Source organism: Paenibacillus sp. FSL R7-0210 (assembly GCF_038009085.1).
GTDB lineage: Bacteria > Bacillota > Bacilli > Paenibacillales > Paenibacillaceae > Paenibacillus_AQ > Paenibacillus_AQ silagei.
Map to the genome: position 1 here is coordinate 2,697,876 of NZ_JBBPAR010000001.1, position 20,587 is coordinate 2,718,462.

At 52.4% G+C, this 20,587-nt stretch carries 16 protein-coding genes; 3 read left to right on the forward strand and 13 right to left on the reverse strand.

Going from position 1 to position 20,587, the window contains the following annotated elements; genetic code table 11:
- Positions 1 to 28 precede the first annotated feature (28 nt).
- The 3 genes from MKY64_RS11665 to lysS form a co-directional block, all read right to left on the reverse strand.
- Positions 29 to 463, reverse strand: coding sequence for an NUDIX hydrolase (locus MKY64_RS11665; RefSeq protein ID WP_340953153.1), 435 nt, complete (start codon positions 461 to 463; stop codon positions 29 to 31).
- An 89-nt stretch (positions 464 to 552) separates the two neighbouring features.
- Entirely contained in the window at positions 553 to 1,272 is a 720-nt protein-coding gene (locus tag MKY64_RS11670) for a YebC/PmpR family DNA-binding transcriptional regulator (protein WP_036728630.1), read from the reverse strand.
- 94 nt (positions 1,273 to 1,366) lie between these two features.
- Entirely contained in the window at positions 1,367 to 2,929 is a 1,563-nt protein-coding gene (lysS, locus tag MKY64_RS11675) for a lysine--tRNA ligase (protein WP_340953154.1), read from the reverse strand.
- A gap of 657 nt (positions 2,930 to 3,586) precedes the next feature.
- Between lysS and MKY64_RS11680 the strand changes: the two genes are divergently transcribed.
- A complete protein-coding gene (locus tag MKY64_RS11680) occupies positions 3,587 to 3,997 on the forward strand; it encodes a hypothetical protein (protein ID WP_340953155.1) in 411 nt (136 codons plus the stop codon).
- A 108-nt stretch (positions 3,998 to 4,105) separates the two neighbouring features.
- On the opposite strand, the gene MKY64_RS11685 is transcribed toward MKY64_RS11680, so the two are convergent.
- From MKY64_RS11685 to MKY64_RS11700, 4 genes are all read right to left on the reverse strand, one after another.
- Positions 4,106 to 4,561 (reverse strand): GNAT family N-acetyltransferase, encoded by a 456-nt coding sequence (locus MKY64_RS11685; protein ID WP_340953157.1) that lies wholly within the window; start codon positions 4,559 to 4,561, stop codon positions 4,106 to 4,108.
- Between the two features lie 406 nt (positions 4,562 to 4,967).
- Complete coding sequence (locus MKY64_RS11690) at positions 4,968 to 6,086, reverse strand: 5-methyltetrahydropteroyltriglutamate--homocysteine S-methyltransferase (protein ID WP_340953158.1); 1,119 nt, start codon at positions 6,084 to 6,086, stop codon at positions 4,968 to 4,970.
- 15 nt (positions 6,087 to 6,101) lie between these two features.
- Positions 6,102 to 7,034: a LysR family transcriptional regulator gene (locus MKY64_RS11695; protein WP_339314112.1), complete on the reverse strand. Its 933-nt coding sequence runs from the start codon at positions 7,032 to 7,034 to the stop codon at positions 6,102 to 6,104.
- Positions 7,035 to 7,160: 126 nt separating this feature from the next.
- Positions 7,161 to 8,300 carry a phosphodiester glycosidase family protein gene (locus MKY64_RS11700; RefSeq protein ID WP_340953159.1) on the reverse strand — a complete coding sequence of 380 codons (1,140 nt, stop codon included), beginning with the start codon at positions 8,298 to 8,300 and terminating at the stop codon, positions 7,161 to 7,163.
- A 151-nt stretch (positions 8,301 to 8,451) separates the two neighbouring features.
- Here MKY64_RS11700 and MKY64_RS11705 point away from each other — a divergent pair, with 151 nt between their 5' ends.
- Together MKY64_RS11705 and MKY64_RS11710 are read left to right on the forward strand one after the other, a co-directional pair.
- Positions 8,452 to 9,393: a hypothetical protein gene (locus tag MKY64_RS11705; RefSeq protein ID WP_340953161.1), complete on the forward strand. Its 942-nt coding sequence runs from the start codon at positions 8,452 to 8,454 to the stop codon at positions 9,391 to 9,393.
- 82 nt (positions 9,394 to 9,475) lie between these two features.
- Complete coding sequence (locus tag MKY64_RS11710) at positions 9,476 to 10,015, forward strand: DUF4303 domain-containing protein (RefSeq protein WP_340953163.1); 540 nt, start codon at positions 9,476 to 9,478, stop codon at positions 10,013 to 10,015.
- A 69-nt stretch (positions 10,016 to 10,084) separates the two neighbouring features.
- Here the strand turns inward: MKY64_RS11710 and MKY64_RS11715 are convergent, their stop codons facing one another.
- The 6 genes from MKY64_RS11715 to MKY64_RS11740 form a co-directional block, all read right to left on the reverse strand.
- Positions 10,085 to 10,591: a GNAT family N-acetyltransferase gene (locus MKY64_RS11715; RefSeq protein ID WP_340953165.1), complete on the reverse strand. Its 507-nt coding sequence runs from the start codon at positions 10,589 to 10,591 to the stop codon at positions 10,085 to 10,087.
- Between the two features lie 448 nt (positions 10,592 to 11,039).
- Positions 11,040 to 12,530, reverse strand: coding sequence for a TPM domain-containing protein (locus tag MKY64_RS11720; RefSeq protein WP_340953167.1), 1,491 nt, complete (start codon positions 12,528 to 12,530; stop codon positions 11,040 to 11,042).
- Between the two features lie 129 nt (positions 12,531 to 12,659).
- Positions 12,660 to 13,490: an aldo/keto reductase gene (locus MKY64_RS11725; protein WP_036728649.1), complete on the reverse strand. Its 831-nt coding sequence runs from the start codon at positions 13,488 to 13,490 to the stop codon at positions 12,660 to 12,662.
- A gap of 39 nt (positions 13,491 to 13,529) precedes the next feature.
- Positions 13,530 to 18,053 carry a hypothetical protein gene (locus tag MKY64_RS11730; protein ID WP_340953169.1) on the reverse strand — a complete coding sequence of 1,508 codons (4,524 nt, stop codon included), beginning with the start codon at positions 18,051 to 18,053 and terminating at the stop codon, positions 13,530 to 13,532.
- A complete protein-coding gene (locus MKY64_RS11735; RefSeq protein ID WP_340953171.1) occupies positions 18,040 to 18,798 on the reverse strand; it encodes a DUF6063 family protein in 759 nt (252 codons plus the stop codon). Before MKY64_RS11735 ends, MKY64_RS11730 begins: the two co-directional genes overlap by 14 nt.
- A complete protein-coding gene (locus MKY64_RS11740; protein WP_340953172.1) occupies positions 18,795 to 20,318 on the reverse strand; it encodes a hypothetical protein in 1,524 nt (507 codons plus the stop codon). The genes MKY64_RS11735 and MKY64_RS11740 overlap by 4 nt, the downstream gene beginning before the upstream one ends.
- Positions 20,319 to 20,587 lie beyond the last annotated feature (269 nt).

The following is a 20,587-nucleotide window of genomic DNA, read 5'->3' on the forward strand; positions in this document are numbered from 1 at the left end:
TACTGCGCCATCCCCCCGCTACTCTAATCTAATTCCATCCGTGAGCGGCATACCACACGCCGTCCCTGAATGTATTCCAGGCCTCCTGTACGAACGGGATGATATTCTCCGGCAGCGCATCCACCGGGAACCAGCTTACCTCATCGCATTTGTCCGGCTCCATGTTGTGGATCACTCCGCTCCACTGCTCCGCTCTGAAAAAGAAATCCACCCGCTCATCCCCGGAGGTCCGCAGGTGCATCGTTCCGATCAGGGTAAGATCGGCGGGAGCTATAACCGCACCGCATTCTTCCCGGACCTCGCGGATGGCGGCGGTATGCAGCGGCTCGCCGCCATCCAGCTTCCCGGCAGGCAATCCATACTCCCCGTCATGATGTCCCGTATTCTTCCGTCTCAGCAGCAGGACTTGTCCGTCCTTAATCAGAAATACATGGACCACACTGACTAATCGAAAGACTTCCATTCCAATTCTTCCTCTCCATTCTCACTCCCGAAAGAATAAGCGGACAAGCCTGGAAATCGGCTTGCCCGCTCATTCAAGTTACCGCTATTCTATTCTTCCGAATCCACGTTGTGGTAGACCTGCTGCACATCGTCCAATTCTTCGAGCGCATCGATCAGCTTCTCGAACTGTGCCTGTGCATCTTCAGGAATAGCTACGTAGTTCTGCGGGAGCAGCGTCAGCTCGGCTACGGTGAATTCCGTGATTCCCGCGCCGCGGAAGGCTTCCTGTACCGCATGGAACTGATCCGGCTCAGCATACACGATGACCGCCTCGTCTTCTTCCAGCACATCGCGGACATCCAGGTCTGCTTCAATCAGCAGCTCCATCACCTCATCCGCTGATTTGCCTTCTACCCCGATTACCGCTGTCGGATCGAACATATACGTAACCGATCCGCTGACGCCCATGTTGCCGCCGTTCTTGCTGAACGTGGAACGGACCAGTGGAGCCGTGCGGTTGACGTTATTCGTCAGCGCATCGACTACAATCATCGAGCCGCTTGGACCGAAGCCTTCATAGCGCAGCTCAACGTAAGTTTCATCGCCGCTGCCCTTGGCTTTCTCCAGGGCACGGTCAATAATCGCCTTCGGTACATTGTAGGTCTTGGCACGCTCCAGAACGACCTTCAGCGCCCGGTTGGATTCCGGATCAGGCTCGCCCTTCTTCGCCGCCACATAGATTTCTACCCCGAACTTGGCGTAGACCTTACTTGTATTCGCATCCTTGGATGCTTTCTTTTCCTTAATATTATTCCATTTACGACCCATATCGTTACCGCTCGCTTTCCAACATTTGATTAAAAACAGTCTTGTATATTATACCTCTCTTCAATCGATCCCGTAAAGGGCAGTCCACACTCCTTCACAAATCCAGCAGATTCAACATCTGCTCTGTGCCGGCTGCCTGGATTAGCCAAGGCAGACGCGGCCCCTCCTCTGCACCAAGCACTAACTGATAGACGATGGTGAACAGTCTTTTTTGTTGGATGCGCATCGTCTTTTTGTCTTCATGATGGCAAATGGCGTAGATTTCGGTCATCAGCTGCGTCTCGTCCAGCTCCCTGCTCCGCAGCAGACTGCACAAGCTCCGCAGCCATCTCAGTTCCACTCCAGTAAGGGAGTGATAATATGCATAGTTGGGCGAAGCTTGGATCGTCACCAGCTTGTGCGGCATCCAGTTCCTGATCCAGTACTCCGCACGGTCCGCCACCCTCTGAAGCCGGAGTTCATCAATCTCCACATTATTTATGTTGAACATCTCCCGGAGCTTGTCCCTGTCGAAGTTGATTAAGGGAAGCAGACTGGCTACCTGGCCGAAGCTAACGTTGCTTCCAGCACTCACCGGGGAGTCGCTTCGCAGAGACAGCTCCAGCGCACCTGCAAGATCGCCCGTTAGCGTGCCTGCCCGTGCTCCCGCAGCATACCGCTCGAACTCCGCATAGTTGCGCAGCACATCCTCATCCAGCCCGATATGAAAGGCGGCATTCGGCTGGTATTTGGCGAACAGAAACAGGATGTTCTCCGGGGCATAGACCTCTAGCAGATCATCCGGAGTGTAATTGTGCCCGGAGGAGCTGGACATTTTAGCGAAGCTGCCTTTGATGCTGATGAATTCATAAGGCTCATACATGGGCGGCGAATACCCGTAGATCTGCTCTGCGATTACCGCAGCCACATTATAGCTTCCTGTCTCCGACGAATGATCCCGGCCTCCCGGCTCGAATACGACCTGCTCCTGCTGCCAGCGCATCGGCCAGTCGATTTTCCAATGCAGCTTGATATTGTCCGCCTGCGGAATATGTACGGTATCGCAATGACCACAGCCGCAGCGGTAAGTCACGGTCTCCGCCGTGTCGTTGTAATCCAGAATGGTAGTCGAGTCTTTGCCGCATTGCCCGCAATAGAGATGGATGGGATAGAATGCCGCCCGCTCATCCGCCGAACTCCCACCTGTCTTGAACGACATCAGGATATCGTAAATCTCTCCCCGGCGGTGCAGGGCGTGCAGAATTTGCGGATAATAACGGCCTGACTGGTATTCCCGGCTCTGATAGATGAACTCCGGCTCAATCCCGAATACCTGGAGCGCCTGCTCGAATTCCGATTCGAAATGTGCCGCATACGAAGCATGACAGCCATACGGACAAGGCACCTGCGAATAAGGCAGACCAATATACTGAGCGAAGCCGGGATCGATATGGGCCGGAACTTTACGGAACCGGTCGAAGTCATCCCACGAGAAAATAAACCGCACCTCCTTCCCCGCCCGCCGCAGCGCCTGCGCCACAAATGCAGTCGTTACCACCTCGCGGAAATTCCCGATATGAACGGACCCGGACGGACTGATCCCGGATGCACATACATACGTCTGCCGCTGCGGATGCTCCGCGATTAACCGGTTTGCAATTTTTTCTGCCCAATGCACAATGAATCACCTCTACTGATAGTATGAATCTTACTTGGAGCCTGCTTGACTGCGCTCGGAGCTGCCCGCCTGTGAACGCAAAAAAGCTCCCGCCCTCAAGATCAATATCTTGAGGACGAGAGCTTGGATAAGCTTCGTGGTACCACCTCTGTTCACGGACAAGTTGCCTGATCCGCCTCTTCGGGTACGGCCATGACGCTTATACCCTATCTCTGTAACGGGAGAACCCGGCATACCATCCTTGGGCCATTAGAGCCCAATTCCCTATGCAGCTCGGAGACTTTTTTCAGATCAGGCGCTTCGCTGCTCCCTTTCACCACTCTGGAGCTCTCTGTGAACGCTGCCGCCTGCTTACTCTTCTCTTCATCGCTTGTTGCTGTAAGTTGTTATGTGCAATAATACTGCGGGAGGGAGAATGTGTCAATTACTAAGTTTAAAATAACCTATAATAGCTGTCAGGGATTTCGCTTGAGCATCTGGAGCCAAAGACAGAACTCCAGAAAATTCATCACCCTAAGCCCATGCCATACTTTTCTTCGCTATTTTTGATAAAATCATAAGGAATACATGGCAAGCTCAGTTTTGTTAGTAACTTCTGCATTAGGTGGGTCTCGTCTCTTCTTATCTGTGTCCTGAACAAAAAAGGAGGGGTTATTCATGAAAAAAAATCTATTCTTCACCTTCATTAGCTTTTTATTTCTTATTGCTTGTTCTTCTCAACAAAAATATTCTAATGTGAATGAAGCCATAATGTCCCTTGAAAAAAACATTACACAAATTGAATCACCTGACGACCAAATTCTTGAGGGTATTAAACCTGTTAGCTATAAACTGAGTAATGAGGAAATAATAAAAGTTTACGCTTTCGGATCGGATGAGGAACGAGAAAGTGGAATAAAGCACTTTGAAGAAAGTATTCAGCTTCTTAGTTCCCACGCACCAATTGTCTATCAATCTGGAAAATATTTAATTCTGTATTACCCTCTCGTCGATTCAAAAACTCGAACACCCAAGCTAAACGAAACAGTGTTTGGAGTAAAAATAGAAAACGCTCTCAACAGTATGTAACAGGAATAGCAAAAAAAATGCGGTTTAGGGCTATGCGACTAATAGAATCGAATGTCCCGGCTCCTATGGCCAAACGATTAGCTCTCTTTGCAGGAGGGCTATTTGTAGTTAGATGCATTGATTAAGCTCCAAACAACGCACAACCTCACCGTCGCATAACTCTTCACTGACCTTTTGGAATCCAAGCGACTCATACAGCGATCCGGCAATCTGATTTTCAGGTCTATGTCCGATCATTAGTCGGGTACACCCTTCATTTCGCATATGCTCGATTAACTGTCCCATTGCTTGTCTGGCATAACCCTTTCCCTGATGATGCTCATCGATCATTAGGGCGGGTATCCAATAGTTACCGTCTTCATCGGGAGTTGTGCAAAAGACGATAAATCCGGCCACTGCAGCTCCTGAATAGATAGCCCGCAGTTCAAACTCTTGTACAAATTTCGCTTCTGCAATCCAATACACCACAGGCGCAGGAAAAACACTTTCTTGCTCCTGCTTCACCTTTAACTGCGTACAATCATACCAGTTCTCGACCGATACAGGTCGTAGTTCAATAACCATGATATTCCCTCCAGAGATATAGCCTCAGTCTTGAATCCGCTCCCAACATTATACTGTAGAGGGAATCTCTACGGTTGGTACAGAATGGTTAAAGAAGAAGACTACAACTACATGCACACAGAACAACCCCACCCTCCGCAGCAAACAAATGGAATAACGTATCTTATTTCCCTCGTTTCTAATAGTTTCAGGTAAACAAATGGAAAAACAGCAACTACTGGATCGGGATATGCCGCTACAGCGGAATATGGGAGAAATTAAGTGTCGTTTATCTAACTGTTGTCCCGGCAAAGTCCGTTCATTAATCAGCAAGTGGAGGAAATCCACCTATGATCCGCCACAGCCCGCTGCCTAGCGCTCCCTCGCCAAAAAGGAGGATCGCCCCCCGGCAATCCTCCCCACTAACCTACACCCAAACCTCATTCGCCGTTTCAATCACCAGCCGCAGCTTATCCCACTGCTCTTCTTCCGTCAAAATATTGCCTTCCTCCGAGGAGGCGAAGCCACATTGTGTGCTAAGACACAGTTTGTTGATGTCTACGTACTGTGTAGCTTCTTCAATACGTGCGATGAGCTGCTCCTTGCTCTCCAGGCCGCCATGCTTGGTTGTCACCAGTCCCAGTACAACGAATTGGTCCCGGATGAAGCGCAGCGGCTCGAAGTCGCCGGAGCGTTCGTTGTCGTATTCGAGGAAGAACGCGTCCACGTTCGTATTCGAGAAAAGCTCCTCGGCGACCGGCCCGTACCCGCCGGCGGCGAACCAGGTAGAGCGGAGATTGCCCCGGCATACATGCAGGGCAATGGTCATGTCCGCCGGGCGGCCGGCAATGCTCTCATTAATCAGCCGGACGTAATCTTTTGCCAGCTGATCCGGGTCAACGCCCCTGCTGCGCAGATGAGCACGATGTCTGCCGCTGCACAGCGTCCCCCAGGTGGTATCGTCCAGCTGCAGATAACGGCAACCGGCATCATAGAAGGCCTGAATCGCCGTCCGGTACACCTGAATGATATCTCCGTACAGCGTTTCGGTATCAGAATAAATCTCGTTTCCGTTATACTCCTGCACGAAATGGAACAAAGAGGGTGAAGGAATCGTCATTTTGGCCAGCGTCTCTCCGGCCATCTGCTGCAAGGTACGGAATTCCGCGACCATGGGATGGTCCCCGAAGGCGATTTTACCGGTAATTCTGAAGCTCTCCGCCCGGTTCGTCTGCTCCTTGGAAGCGCCGGGAGTACCGCCAAGAGTGATCTTTCCAGTACCCTCAATCCCCAGGAAGAAATCCAGATGCCACCAGGAGCGGCGGAATTCGCCATCGGTCACAGCCTTCAGCCCAAGCGCCTTCTCCTGCTGCAGCAGCTTTCCAATCTCTATATTCTCAATCTCCGCCAACTGTCCCGCGGTTAGTTCACCTTCCACATGCAGGTTGCGTGCATTCTTGATTTCCTCTGTACGCAGGAAGCTCCCGACAATGTCGTAGCGGAAGGGCGGTGCATTTCTTGTCGATCCGATCACTGGACTGCTCATACGTCCCTCCTGCTCTTATAGTAAGAAAGATTCAAGCTCGAAAACATTACCCGACACCAGATCATTCAGAATATCAATGTATGTAGACATAATCTCACTAGGTTTGCGGTCCTTGTGGGCGATCCAGCCGACAGAGAATACTTCCTTGCTGTCAAAAGGAATCGTAATCAGCCCCGCATCATCCAGCTCAGAGGCCATAATCCCGGTCCCCACGGTATACGAATCACTTCCGAGCAGCAAATGAGTCAGTGTGGCCCGGTCCGTCACCTTAATATTCTTCTCAATCTGCGTGAAGCTAAGCATCTCCTCCGAGAAATGCAGCGAGTTGTTATCCCCCTGCTCAAAAGTAATGTAAGGATACGGATGAATGTCCTCGGCCGTAATTCTCTCTTTTGCAGCCAAAACATGCCCTTCCCGCACATATACATGCGGATTCGTATTGAACAGCGGAGTGAACTTCAGGTTCCCGTCACTGAACAGCTTGTTCATGATCTTGTAGTTGCTCTCGTTGATATACAGAATCCCGATGTCACTGCGCAGGGTACGCACATCCTCGATGATCTCATAGGTCTGCTTCTCTCTCAGGCTGAAATTGTATTCCTGCACCTTGCTCTCCTTCATCAGCTTCACAAAAGCATCCGTAACAAACGCATAATGCTGTGTAGATACCGAGAAATAGATCGGGCTGCGCTTCTTGCCGGTATAGCGGTTCTCCATGAATTCAGTCTGCTCAATAATCTGCCGGGCATAGCCCAGGAATTCCATGCCTTCCGCCGAGATGCTGATCCCCCGGTTATTCCGTTCGAAAATCGTGATGCCAAGCTCGTTCTCCAGCTCCTTGATAGCATTCGAGAGGCTGGGCTGCGACACAAATAGCCGTTTGGCCGCTTCATTCATAGAGCCGCTGTTCGCAATCTCAATTGCGTAGCGGAGCTGCTGCAAAGTCAAACCTTTTCCCCCTCCGATCATGGACTTCACCTGGCAGGTTCAGCAAAATAAGAATTTACTTGTTATCCTAGCACACCTGCCGCGTCTGATCTACTATTGATTATGAAGCAGGGAACCTAGCGTATGTTACTGGGTGCGCTTCTTGCCTGCGTCGATCTTGGCCGGGTCCAGCCCTTCCCAGATATTCTTGATCTTCGCGTTCTCGGGGTCATCGAATACCAGGAATGCCGTCGGCAAGTAACGCTCCCCATACTGCGAAGAGGGCTTGTTGACAATCTCATTGTCCTTCACCAGCACCGTCGAAGATCCCCCGTCCAGATTGGCCGCAATGACCGCCCCATGCTTCAGCATAATCTGCTGCACATCATACAGGTTCGCCCCGATGCTGTAGCCCGGCTGCCGCCCGTCAATCACTACGAAGATGAGCGCACCGTCTGCCCGTTGGCCCATAGCTGTTCTTGGCGCGATGCCCCAGCCTTCGGCGGCATTCTTAATCTGGCCTTTACCGTTCACAATAATCCGTGGCTGAAAAGAAACCGCCTCCTGCACCCCCATCTTGCTGAGCTGATCCAGAGTGTAGTTACCGGCGACCATTTTGCCTTCCTTATCGATGCCGACAATCTGTGTGGATTTCTTGCCGCCCAGTCCATTGTAGAACAGCTTCCCTTGCGAGATCACCAGCCCGATCGGCTTGAAGCCATTGCCCTTCCAGTTCGGATCGGCGAAGCCGCCGCCGTTCACCCCGGCGATAGCCCCGGTCCGCGCCACCATGCTGGATACCTTTTCCCCGGAGCCGATTTTGCTAGGCACACCCAGGCGCACCTTCTTGGGATCGTTCACAATCATGACATAGCCGCTATAGCCGCTGCCCGTGACTTCTTCAATCTGGACGAGCGGAGTATGTTCGGCTTCCTTTACAGGCTCAGGCTTGATCTCATGGGTATCTACCTCGTCGCCCATCTCCTCGAAGCGCTTGGTATAATCGCTGACGCGGTGCTTCAGTTCCTCTTCGCCGATAATATATTTGGCCCAGTGCCGGTGTTGAGTCGTAATCAGCGTATCTGCGATCAGGAAGCGCGTATTCTGGGCCGACGGTGCAAAATAGAGCCAGCCTCCGGCTGCTATAACCAGAATAAAACAGACCATGAACACCCTGAAGAGTGTGCGGAAGAACCCTCTTTTCTTGCGCTTCGGCGCCGGTTTCTTCTTCTTGCGGACAGTAGAACGTTGTGGTAAAGAGCTCACTTCTGAAATCCTCCCTAACATACCGATAATGGTTAAGTCTATAAACTCACAACTTCCATGATAGACGAAATCTCTGATTTAAAAGTTTCAGTTTGTTTAACTCTGTCCAGAAACTGTAAACTAGTTCATATAAGCGCAGGCCGGCCCAATTAAAACATAGGAGGACAGCGGCATGAAACAGCAATTCATCACAGCCTTGGAGCAGAACAATCTGGACAGCATCCGGCAAATACCTAAAGGCGATCTGCACAACCATATCACCCGGGGAGGCAACAAACGGTATATAAGTGCCTGGTGCGGTACGGCCATACCGGAATGTCCAACATTTAAGGATCTTGGGGAGATGAACCGGTGGAATGCCCGCTATATTAAGCCTTTACTGCCTGGGCGAATCGGATATGAGAAGCGGATTGAAGCAGCTTTTGTCCAAGCGAAGACTGATGGTGTTCAATTGCTGCATATGAGTGTGACGATGGGTGAAGAAGAGTGGTTTGACGGCTCTATAGCAACACTGATTCAGACCATCCAGGGCATTCACCAGCGGTTTGCGCCAGAGATTCATTTTGTCCCGGAGCTTGCTTTTCTCACCCATACGCCGATTCAAGAAACCATTGAGATGCTCGAACAATATCTGGAGCATAACTACTTTAAATCCCTCGATATCTTTGGCGATGAGTTTGCCGTTCCCGGATTTAAGCAGGTGTTCCGCATGGCGAAGCAACAAGGGCTAATTCTCAAAGCGCATGTTGGGGAGTTTGGTACATCTGATCTGGTAAAACAAGCTGTGGAGGAACTGGAGCTCGATCAGGTTCAGCATGGCATCGCAGCCGCACAATCACCAGAGACGATGAAGTGGCTTGCCGACCATCATATCCAGCTTAACATCTGCCCTACCAGCAATGTTCTGCTTTCCCGGGTAGCCAATTATGCGTCACATCCCATCCGCAAGCTCTATGATTATGGCGTCACAGTCACGGTGAACACTGATGATATGATTATTTTTGACCAGAGTGTGTCAGACGAGTTCGTTAATCTGTACCGGGCCGGATTGTTCAGTGTGGAGGAGTTGAATACGATCCGGGAGAATGCGCTTACGGACGCAAACCGGAAATAAGGACAGGTGCTTGCATTCCTATACGCAACGCCACTATTCTATAAGTGAAGTCATACTTAATCGTAATATAAGGAGGGTTTTAATGAACGCTTTTCTTACTGAATTTGAACAACGGATTCGCGAGGGCTTGGTGGCTGACCTTGAAGCTATATTGGCCGAAGTAGCACATGAGAAGGTATATGTCTGCGCAATCGGGACCGATAGCGACTTTGTCACTCTGTTCCTTGCTGTCAATACTGAGCAATCACTTGCCAGACATATTGCCGATATGACAAGTGAAGGCTTATGTGATGATGCTGAAACAGAGCTTTATTACAAATGGGCAATTTCCGAATTTCAATATGGTGAGCATTCGCATTTCAATCATATCAGCCGTTTTTTATATGCAGAGGATAATGTATACCAATATAAAGATGAAATGGTCAAAATCATTGCCAAGGTTGTTAATGAAACCAAGGACGATTTATTCACAAAATATAATCAAACCAAAGAGGACATTACCTTCTTTGTATCCATGACCGACGATGAGCTGGCTGAGGAATTAGAGAATGAATCGGTGGCGCTTATGACAAATCCTGAATTAGTTTCTGAATTTTTGGCACGCTATGATGCTGAAATTTAAAGAAACCTAATAGCGGCAGCCCGGACATTAATATCCCTGACTGCCGCTATAGTAATGGTAATTCGTGTTCTACCTTGATTTTGTCAAGTATAGAGTAAGCTCATCATCCACCCGCACCTGACTTCCAGGAACCACAGGCTTGTTGTCATACATGAGTCCCCGGCCATCCGGAATGTAGCCACGTTTGGTGTACAGCCTTTGGGCTGTACCGTAGCTGTCATACAGTCCAAACCCGATTCCAATCGTATCGAATGTTGCGAACACTTCTGCTTCGAGAGCGTCCATCAACACACTGCCAATGCCGCATTTCCGCAAGGTAGGAATCACATCAAGATTCTGGATCTCAGGGATGTGATTCTCTGCAAAATAAGGATAGTGTAAGGTATACACGATATGTCCCCAGCCTGCAAACAGATTCTCATGGAAGGCTAATAGCGTAAGCCGCTTCTCCCCTTCGTTTTCCTTCCAACACTGTTCAATATACGCTAACGGTTTGCTGACATCATGCGGGGCCAGCCCTTCATGTATCCTTGTAATGTCCTCGGACTTCATCCGGCGGACCCTTATAGTACTCATAAAGTCAATCCTTCCTTTCCAGTTGCACTGTGCCTATCCCCTAAGTGTACTTTGTACAATTAAAACGGTCCATTATTGCGCCGGGATTGACTTAATTGCACTTTGTACATTTAAATTCACCCTTATTCGGTAAAAGAGGGCCTTCGACCAATTATAGTTGTACATAATACATTTAAGCTTACAAATCCAGATTTACACCGTCATTTAGCTGCACGGGATACATCTATTTGCTGCATGCCCTCCGTAAGTACGTGTACAATCTGCATTCCTCTTAACTCGTACCATAATTCCTCTCAACTCGTGTTACACTGCTTACTTAACCACATAATAGCTGTGAAAAGAAGCCGCGCATTCCTGCACGGCTTCCCCTTCTTGTCCATTCTATGCGTGTTACACTTCAGAATGTGGACGAACAATGCCTAACCCTTAACGGGTCAGAGTACCAGGCTCACCCATGTCTCCCGACACCGCCGCCGCTGCTTGCGCTGCCGCCACCGCCGGAATTGCTATCATCGTCGTCATCGTTGGAGGAATACCGGCCGGCTCCGCCGCCGCCCGAGTATCCGCCACCGCCACGATTCCGGTCATCATCATCATCATCGTCACGCGAGGAATACCGCCCCGCTCCCCCTCCGCTCGAAGAACCGCCGCCCCCGGAGTTACTGCCCCAGAAGCTGCTGGAGCTGGATGATCCGCTCCCCGAGGAGGAGTGATGGTGCGGCCGCCGGTATCTTCTTCTCTGGCTGTAGCCATAGCCGGGCTGGCCGGTCCAGACGCCATATCGCCGGATATTGCGAGGGTTATGCGGATTCAGCCGTATCCCGTAACGGGCAACATAACGGTTGCGCGCGGCAGCCGCGAGACTGATTAGCGCGACAAGAACCAGGAAAATCCCTAGAATCATCATCCCCTTCGATCTGGAGACAGGCACAAGCTCCACAGGTTCTTTCGCCTTCACAGGTGCTTTGCTGACGGTGGAGGCTGCTGTAGATGTGGAGTTGCCTGCGGCTTGTCCCGAAGCAACATCTGCCCGGGCCAGGAAGAAGCTGTAGAAGGCATTCGCCGTCCCCGTTGCACCGCCAGCGTAATCTTTTGCCGCGAATTTAGGCTCCAGCACCGTATTCAGAATCCCGCTGATCCGCTCATTCGTCAGCACTCTGTCGATCGACTTGCCCTGTAGCACATGATAGTTATCCCCGCCGATATCCAGCACCAGCATCACATCTCTGGGACCGGCAGCAACCCCGGCGAACTTCGCATAGGTGTAATCCTGCAGGCTCTTGCCGCCAGTATTCTTAACAGTTACCACATAGATTCCGCTCCCGGTGGTAGCCGCGTAACGGTTGCTGGACTGGTTCAGATAATCCTTGGTGACTTGCGGGAGGATTCCGGCATTGTCCGAGACATAGCTTCGGGTGCCTAGTGTTTCCGAGTAGCTTCCGCCGAGTTTCTGAATGAAGGCGCCATAGGTTTTATTCGCACCGGCGCTATACTTCTTGGCTGCGAAGTCCGGCTCCAGCGATGCCGAGAGAATCTTCGAGATTACACCACTGTTCAGTTCATTCTCCAGTCCCTTGCCGGGAACCGCCCAGTAATCATCGTCCTTAATGGAGAGCAGCAGCAGCAGTCCATTATTCTTGTCCGCTGAGCCGACTCCCCATGAATTGAACAGCGAGGTCGCATATTTCTCCATAGAGACGCCGTTCGTCGAATCCACGGTGACCAGCACTACCTGCGCCCCGGTCTCCTGATAGAGCTTCACCCCATAGTTGACCATGTAATTCTCTGTCTTCTCATCAATTACGCCTGCAAAGTCATTCACATAGAATGATTCTGAATGTTTCGGAACAGCAGCCTCCGCCCGCCCGGGTGCCAGCGGCAGCAGAAGCACAATCATCAGGATGGCGGTAAGTGCTGCTTGCATACTTTTACGATTCATAGTTACCCCTCCGGCTTCTCAAATCTCTTCTATTACTATATCGGTTACGCACAGGATGGACTTATAGTTCCCTCTCTCTTATGTGTATGTCCGAATCTAGCAAATATTCGAAAGAGACCGCCGGGCCCTTTACTCGTTGTTGAACCGGTCCGGGTGAGAGCCGAAGCGCTGATCGCGGTTCAGGCCGTTGATCCGGCTGATCTCCTCTTCAGACAGCTCGAAGTCAAAAATATCGGCATTCGCAATAATCCGTTCCTCCTTGACCGACTTCGGAATCGTCACGATTCCGTTCTGCAGATCCCAGCGCAGGATGATCTGCGGCAGTGTTTTGTTGTGTCGGGCTGCAATATCAGCCAGTACCTCATTATCCAGCAGATGCCCTTGGGCCAGCGGGGCCCAGGCTTCAATCTGAATGCCCTGTGCCTTGCAATATTCGCGGAGCTCCTGCTGGTTAAGCAGCGGATGCAGCTCCACCTGGTTGACCATCGGCTTCACGGTGGCGTCAGCCAGCAGATCCTCCAGATGATCGATCTGGAAGTTGGATACTCCGATGGCACGGACTTTACCGTCCGCATACAGCTTCTCAAGTGCGCGCCAGGTGTCTTTGTATTTGGCCCGGATCGGCCAGTGTACCAGATACAGATCGGCATAATCCAGCCCCAGCTTGCTTAAGCTCTGGTCAAATGCAGCCAGCGTAGAATCATAGCCCTGCTCTGTATTCCATACCTTGGTGGTGATGAACAGTTCCTCACGCGCAACTCCTGATTCACGGATAGCCTGTCCGACCCCTTCTTCATTTCCATATACGGATGCGGTATCAATACTTCTATAACCGGCCTTGATGGCTGCTTTGACCGAATCCATAACCTCCTGGCCCTCTTGTACCTTGAAGACACCCAGCCCGAACCATGGCATTTCTACACCGTTAGCTAATTTCGTTGCCGATTTTAAGTTCATCATAATCACACTACCACCTGTCTATTGGATTGGTTAGATTAACTAGAATAATGAAGCAGGGATCAGCTTGCGCCCGCCTTTGATCAGGGTCGAATCCAGGGCATCCCCTTTATCTCCGCCAAAATACAGCTGCCAGTACACGCCGAAGCGGATGCTGACATCATTCTTGACCAGCTCCGGCGGCGTGACGATCAGCCACTGGAACTTCAGCGCCTTCGAGATCTCGAAGACCGGATCGAGCACGTTATTCGAGACCATCTCACCGAACGGGTTATCGTACAGGAAGACCGTCCAGCCTTTGTTTTCCCGGTTAACGCGCTTGTGAGTCATAATCATCATCGCCACCAGCAATTGAACAGACTGACGCTGTCCGCCGCTGCCCACCGCCTCATCCAGTGCGCCGCGGTTGATAACCTCCCAATCGGAATAATGATAGTCCTCGGGAGCGGCATACAGGAAGTAATTCTCCGTCACCGGCTTATACACCTGCAACACCGGGAAGCGGTTCTGCAGTGCGGCGTACACCATGCGTCCATCGTTAATCAGCTCTCTGACAGCTGAAGCCGGAACCTGCTCCATCTTCGGGAACCGCTCCAGCAGGCTGCTGATGCAGCGGTTGAAGTACTCGCTGACCAGCGGTTCGATGTCATCGGTCGTCCGTGGAACGTTAATATTCCTGTAATTCAGCTTAACCAGCGGGAAGGCATGGCCGTTCTCATTGTGAATGATCATCCGGCGTTCCATCCGCTTCAGAATATCAACGATCTGCACCACACGCTTGGTTGCCCGGCCTACCCACAGCTTGCGGGATAGCTCCATATCCTCTTTATCGCTGCGGATGCTCTCCATCTGATCACGTGAGCTCTGAAGCATCGAATCCAGCACCTGTAAGGCGATAGCGAAATCATCCCAGTGAACATTGTTCAGGCGTTCCTGAATCTTGGTCTCAAGCTCTGCATTCCAGCCAGACTTGGCCACCTTGCCGCTTAGCTCCGTCTTCTCTTCCTTCACCTTGCGGGAGATCTCTGCCCGCTGGCTGCGGCTCTCCTTGCTGCGCTGCAGCCAATCCTCCACCAGCGTCTCGCAGCTCTCCCGCACCTTCAGCTGCAATTCTTCAGGCACATCCCGGAGCGGCACACGGTGCTCGACATGGGTATCCATGATCCGGCTCTGATTGCCGAGAACGAGCAGCCATTGATCCATAGAAGCCAGCGCCTGCTTACTGGTATTCAGCAGATGCTCATTCTCCCGGACCCGCAGACTGATCTCTTCTTCCTTCTGTTCCAGCGGCTCATGCCACAGCTCTACCGTCCGCTCATGCTTCTCCTTGATCGCCTTCTCGGACTTGCCCAGCTCTTTGCGCAGGCTGTCAAGCTCGGTCTGGCAGCGGATGAAGGAATCACGGAGCTGTTGATAGTCCTCGTCCAGAATCATCGTGTCGCTCTTCTGTCGGACTCTGGCGGACTGAATCATATCCGGTGACTCCTGCGGCTCAGGGGCAGACGGCCATCCGGCATCTACCTGCTGCACAGCAGCTTCCAGCTCAGCCAGCTGTTCTTTTGCCGCCTTGATCTGAGCTGTTCTTGTGCGGATCTCCAGCTCATTCTGGCTTAGCGACTGCTGAAGACTCTCAACCGTACTGAGCAGCTGCAGCAGCTTGTCCTGTACCGCCTCATTCAGCAGTTCATCGGCAGCAGCTTCATCTGCCTTAACATCCGCCTCAGCATCAGCACCCTGAACCTTTGCACCCCCAAATTCACCGGGGAACTCTATGTCTGGGAACCAGTTCTGCAGCCGCGGGAATACAGAATAGCGGGCATCCCCGATCCATTTCTCGCGCTGCAAGGCGAGACTGTCCATCTCCGCCTTCAGCCGGGCGAGCTGCTGGTCCTTAACCGCAATCTCTTTGCTGAGATTATTCTTCTGTTCCACAGACTTGTGCTTGTCTGTATAGTTCTGCTCGTGCTTCCGGCTCCGCTCACTCCACTCCCGCAGCGCCGCCGCCCGGGTCTCCTGCTCGGACTTCTCCGCTTCACAGGCTGACAGGTCTCTGGAAATTCCAGCCAGAACCTCCTCATAGCGTGCCTGTTCTGCATTCATTTCATTCAGCTGGCTCCGAAGCTCCTGCAGCAGGGTCTCTGCACTCTTCTGTCTAATCCGCAGACTTGCGGTATGCTCGCCCTGATGCAGGCGTTCATATTCCTGCCGGGCGGATCTCAGCTTGGCAAGATATGTTTCCTCCGCCTGAAGCTCCTCCTCCTGCTCACGGAGTCTGGAGGCCATCCCCCGCTTCCACTCCTGGAAATGATCCGGCTGCAAGACCATCTGCGGCCCTTGATGCGCCAGCAGCAGGAAGGCGTCTCTACCGCCCTCCGCCATCTCCTCGCGCACGAAAATCGGGACCGGAGCCTTAAGCAGAAGCTCCTTAAGTAGCTCCGGCTGGAGCTTAGCCGCCTCACGCTTCGTAACAATCAGACCGTAAGGAAGCAGCGGATGGCGTTCCAGCTCCTCCTCGCGGACCAGGTAAGGCTGATCGTTCAGATACATGGTGCCGGTCATGGAGCTAATCTTGAGGGCATCCAGCGTATCCTTCACCGTTACGATATCATGGTTAGGCAGCCAGTAGGTTTCCTGCTGCAGCTCGACATCCAATAGCTGCTGATAATAATCCCGCCGCAGCCGCTTCGTCTGCTGCTCGGTATCCTCCAGCCTGCGAATGAACCGCTCCTGGATTAGAGGCTTCGCTTCAAATAGAGCTGTCGCGCCAAGCAGCTGATGCTCCTCATACATCTCCAGCAGCACTACGAGCTGTGACCAGAGCTGTGATTCCTTGTTCATCTGGGCTTCGATGCGTCCGGTAAGCTCCTCTGCCTGGGCCTCGGCCCCCAGCAGCTTCTCAGCCAGCCGGGTATGCTGCGTATGCAGGAGCAGCTTCTGGTCTTCAGCGGTCTTGCGCTGTTCGTTCAAGGCCTCAATCTGCTCAGTCAGCCCTCTGGCCGCAATCAGCGTCCGCTGTAGGGCGGCTGCCGGTGAGTGGGCGGCTTCCTGTCCGTGGCGGGAAGCGAACACACCCAGCTCCTCTGTATACTGACGGATCATGGCTGTTAATTCCTGGAGCTTCCCATCCAGCCTGCCAAGCTCCAGCAGCAATTCCTCCCTGCCCTTGCGCAGAATCTGTTCTTCCGCTGCATGGGAATACTGCTGTCCGCTGTAGAACAGGATCTTCGCCTGCCATAGCCGGTAGACCTCCTCCCACTGTACCCGCAGCTCCTGCTTGGCCCCTTGAATCACCTCTTGGCGCTCCTTCATCGCAAGCGACCCTTCGATGGCTTCAATCTCCTTCTGCCACTGCTCCATCTGGCGGAGCTGCAGCTTGCGCCGGGCCAGATAATGGGCAACCTCCAGCGACTTCTCCCGCTGCTTGGATTCTTCCAGACGCTGCTTGGCCCGTGTCTGATTGTCCGAGACCGCTCTGAAGTGCTCCTGCTTGCCGTCATGCTCTTCCTTCAGCCGCAGGTACTTCAGATTATCGCTCTCGAATCTGAGCGTCTTCGCTTCCAGATAATGTCCGGCCAGCTCATCCGCCGTTCTGCGGCGCTTGTCTTCCGCCTGCTTCAGTTCATCATGAATAACGGTATAGAGCTGCGCTCCTAGCCTCTCGGTCTCCCGGAAGCTGAGGTCCGCCTCCGTTCCGAGTTTCACCGCTTCATACAGAGGAGCCGCAAGAGAGGTGAACTCGGCAAAAGCCCGCTCCCGCTGCTCCAGCATCGGCAGCCGCTGTGCAACCGTAGCGGTATCCACGAACATCCGCTGAAGCGAGCCTTCATCCTCGCGCATACTTCCCCCAAGACTGGAACCAATCTCTGGAATAATCAGCCGCTCAAAAAGATTATGATTGGTGAATGCGTCATTTTTCTGAAAATAGCCCTTGATGCCGCCCTCTTCCCCGTTGATTCTGCGCATATTGCGCCATTCATCAATATGGATATCATGGTCAGCCAGGTAGGCATAGTATTTCTTCAGATCGGAGCTGCTGCTGCCGTAAACATTAATCTCACCCCGCCGTTCCCGCACAAACTGCTGAATCGCTTCGAAGCTCGCTGGCGTATTCAGCTCATGATCATATAAGGGCAGGGTGGATAGTGTAAGCTCAGCCGTCTCCTCATATTTCAGCAGCGCGTATAGCAGATAATCCACTTTGATCTCAAGCTGGTCCATGGAATGTTGAGCAGTCATCGCGATCCCGGTGGTGACATACTCCGTCCGCTCCTTATCGTCGAGCCGCCATTCGATCGCCACGTGGAAGGTGTAGGGCTTCAGCTGTTTTTTGTGATTATGGAAGAAGGCCTCGACCTGGTTCTCATTATCCTTACCCCAGGCGGCTCTAGGCATCAGCAACTGGAAAATCGACTGCAACAATACGCCCTTCCCCCCGCCGTTCATCAGCGTAATCAGGGTATTGGCCGGGCCTTCTTCATTACACAGATCGAGGATCATATCCTCATATTTCTTCAGCATCTTCTCATATTTCAGTCCGGCGATGCGGATTCGCTCAATGCGCGGCATGGGCTTCACCCTCCTGTTCGCTGAGTGTCCGGCCAACCAGAGCCTTCAGCTCTTTGTACCGGTCCACATCGTGGTAGAGATAACGCATCCGCTCGTACAGCTCTTCTCTTGGGAAAATCCGCTTCTCATGCTCGGAAATGAACACCAGATGCTCTTCCTCCAGCAGCTTCATGCCTTCGTGGATGAGGCCAATCCGGGAGCCTGCACCGCGGGTCAGCGAATCGCCCTCCTCCTGGCTGCGGGTCTGCATATAGAGGCTGGTCCATACTCTGTGCATGGCCTGGATATCCAGCCGCCACTGCTTGCTGAAGCTGCCGTCTTCATCCATACCGATCCAGCCTTGGAACAGCTCGGATACCTGATCAGACAGTTGTATGTAAGACATGCTGTCCTGTCCCGGCTTGAAGTGCTGCTCATCCTGGTCCATCTCCGCCAGAAAAACGAGGATAATAACGTTAATGATATGTAGATGCGTCTTGCGCTCAATCCGTGAATACTTATTGCGCAGCTGAGTGAAGTTGCTGGCGAATCCGGAGCCGATCGGACTCACGAGCAGGTGCAGGCGGTGACCGGAATTCATAATCCGGCAGCCGGCTTCTTTGGCTACGTATTGCAAGGCATCATAAGCGGCGGTATCCTGCAGACATTCGGCGGCAGCGGGATCATCCAGCGGAATCACCTTGCGCTTAAGCAGGTCGAAGAACAGCCGGGAAGCCTGCTGAACTTGCTCTAGGGAATAACTCATATCCGAATCATCTCACTTCTCTCTACTATAGTAATGGTATAAGGGCTGATCTCAAGACCAGGGATACAGATGCGGTCCTGCTGCTGTGAAGAGATGGTGGTCCGCAGCCTTGCGCCGCGAAGCACTTCCAGCTCCGGGTGGTCCAGCATCAGCCGCTGTAGCAGCTTCTGGCACTCGTCCGCCACGCCATGGCCTTCCGCTTCCTGCTCCTCGACAGTAATTGCGGTATGGAAAAATTGCACCCACAAATCCACGGCATCCGGGCAATCCGCCCAGCGCCGTTGCTCCTGTTCCGTGAACGCCTCGGCAGTGAAGGTGAAGCTGCCGTACGCAGCCACTCCGGCTATAACCGGCAGCCACAGCTCGCATACCTCGGTCCAGGGAATACCTCTGGGCACATAATGGATGTCCTCGTCTTCCCCAGCTTCCTCCGTCACATCCGGCGTATCCTCCGGCAGGAAGCCAACCTCCTGCTCTTCCCAGGCCCAGGCCAGCGGATAGATGAAATCCTGGCTGGGCGAGAACAGCCCGCTGATCAGCGTCTCCAGGCTATCCCCATCCCTCAGCCCTTCGGGCTTCACCCATTCCTCCCACACATGGGTGCGGAAGTTAAAGCCCGCTGCTCCCCAGAATAATTCCGGGAAGTTCAGCCGCAGATTCGTCTCCGCTTCGAAGATGCTCAGCACGACCTCGGCCAGCTCGTCATGCACCCGCCGGGACAGCTCCACCCGCTCGGAGAGCTGACGCAGCTCATTGAAATCAATGACATCCTTCTCATCATTGGCCAGCCGGGCCAGCGAGCGGTGGATATTATCGAAATGCTTGCGTTCCTCGTCAAACTGCTGGTGGATCTCCTCCAGCCGCTCGTGCCGCTGAGTGCCGTATTCGCTGAAGATATGCTTCGGATTACGGCGCAGGGCATTACGATATTCCTGCTGCTGCTGTGTCATTTTGCGTACGCGGGAGATCAGCTCATTCACATCCTGCATCGCCTGGGTAACCCGTCCATGCTTGATATGCATCTGAATCTCCAGCAGCTTGATGCTGACCTGGAACTCGTCGATAATCTCGTGGCTCATGAAGATCAGCTCCATCGCATACTCGGAGAGCCGGTAAATGGTAGTCCCGTTCTCCTCCCAGCTGATACGCGTAGCATCCTCGTCCACAGTGAAATACTTGTATTTCTGGACCCCGATCTGCCGGGTGTGATCATCGTAATAATGGGACTCGAAATCCCCGCCGCTGCCGCTCCACAGCAGTCCGTCTACCAGCCGTTCAACCGATTCCGGGCTGCCGAGCTTCTCTATGCCGAAGCGCTCCAACGAGCTCCAGGCCAGATCCACCAGGTCCTCCCTGGCCCGCTGTTCATTCGATTCCAGCTCCAGATAATAGACCTGCAGCAGCACACTAAGCGCAATCATTTCCTTATACGGCTGCAGCTCACCCAGATTCATGCCTGCACCGAGACTCCACAAGGGGTTAAGCCGCTTGTTCCGTTCTCCGAAATCATTCCAGTTCATGCTCTTGCCAACCTCGCCATCACTTCATAATTTCCCTACAACATAACATAAACCCAAATCCGCACCGAAGGGTGAAGGTTGGGCCGGAACATACACAGTTATAGACGGTTTGTTCATGCTCAGAACCCCGAGATAATGGGAATGTATGTTTCTATTCTCATGTCATTCTATTATATCAATGTTTCATAGATATGGCTATTTGCAAAAAAAATAGAGGCGCCCGCGCAGGGACCCCTCTATTTTTTAAAGCTACTTCATACCACACCATA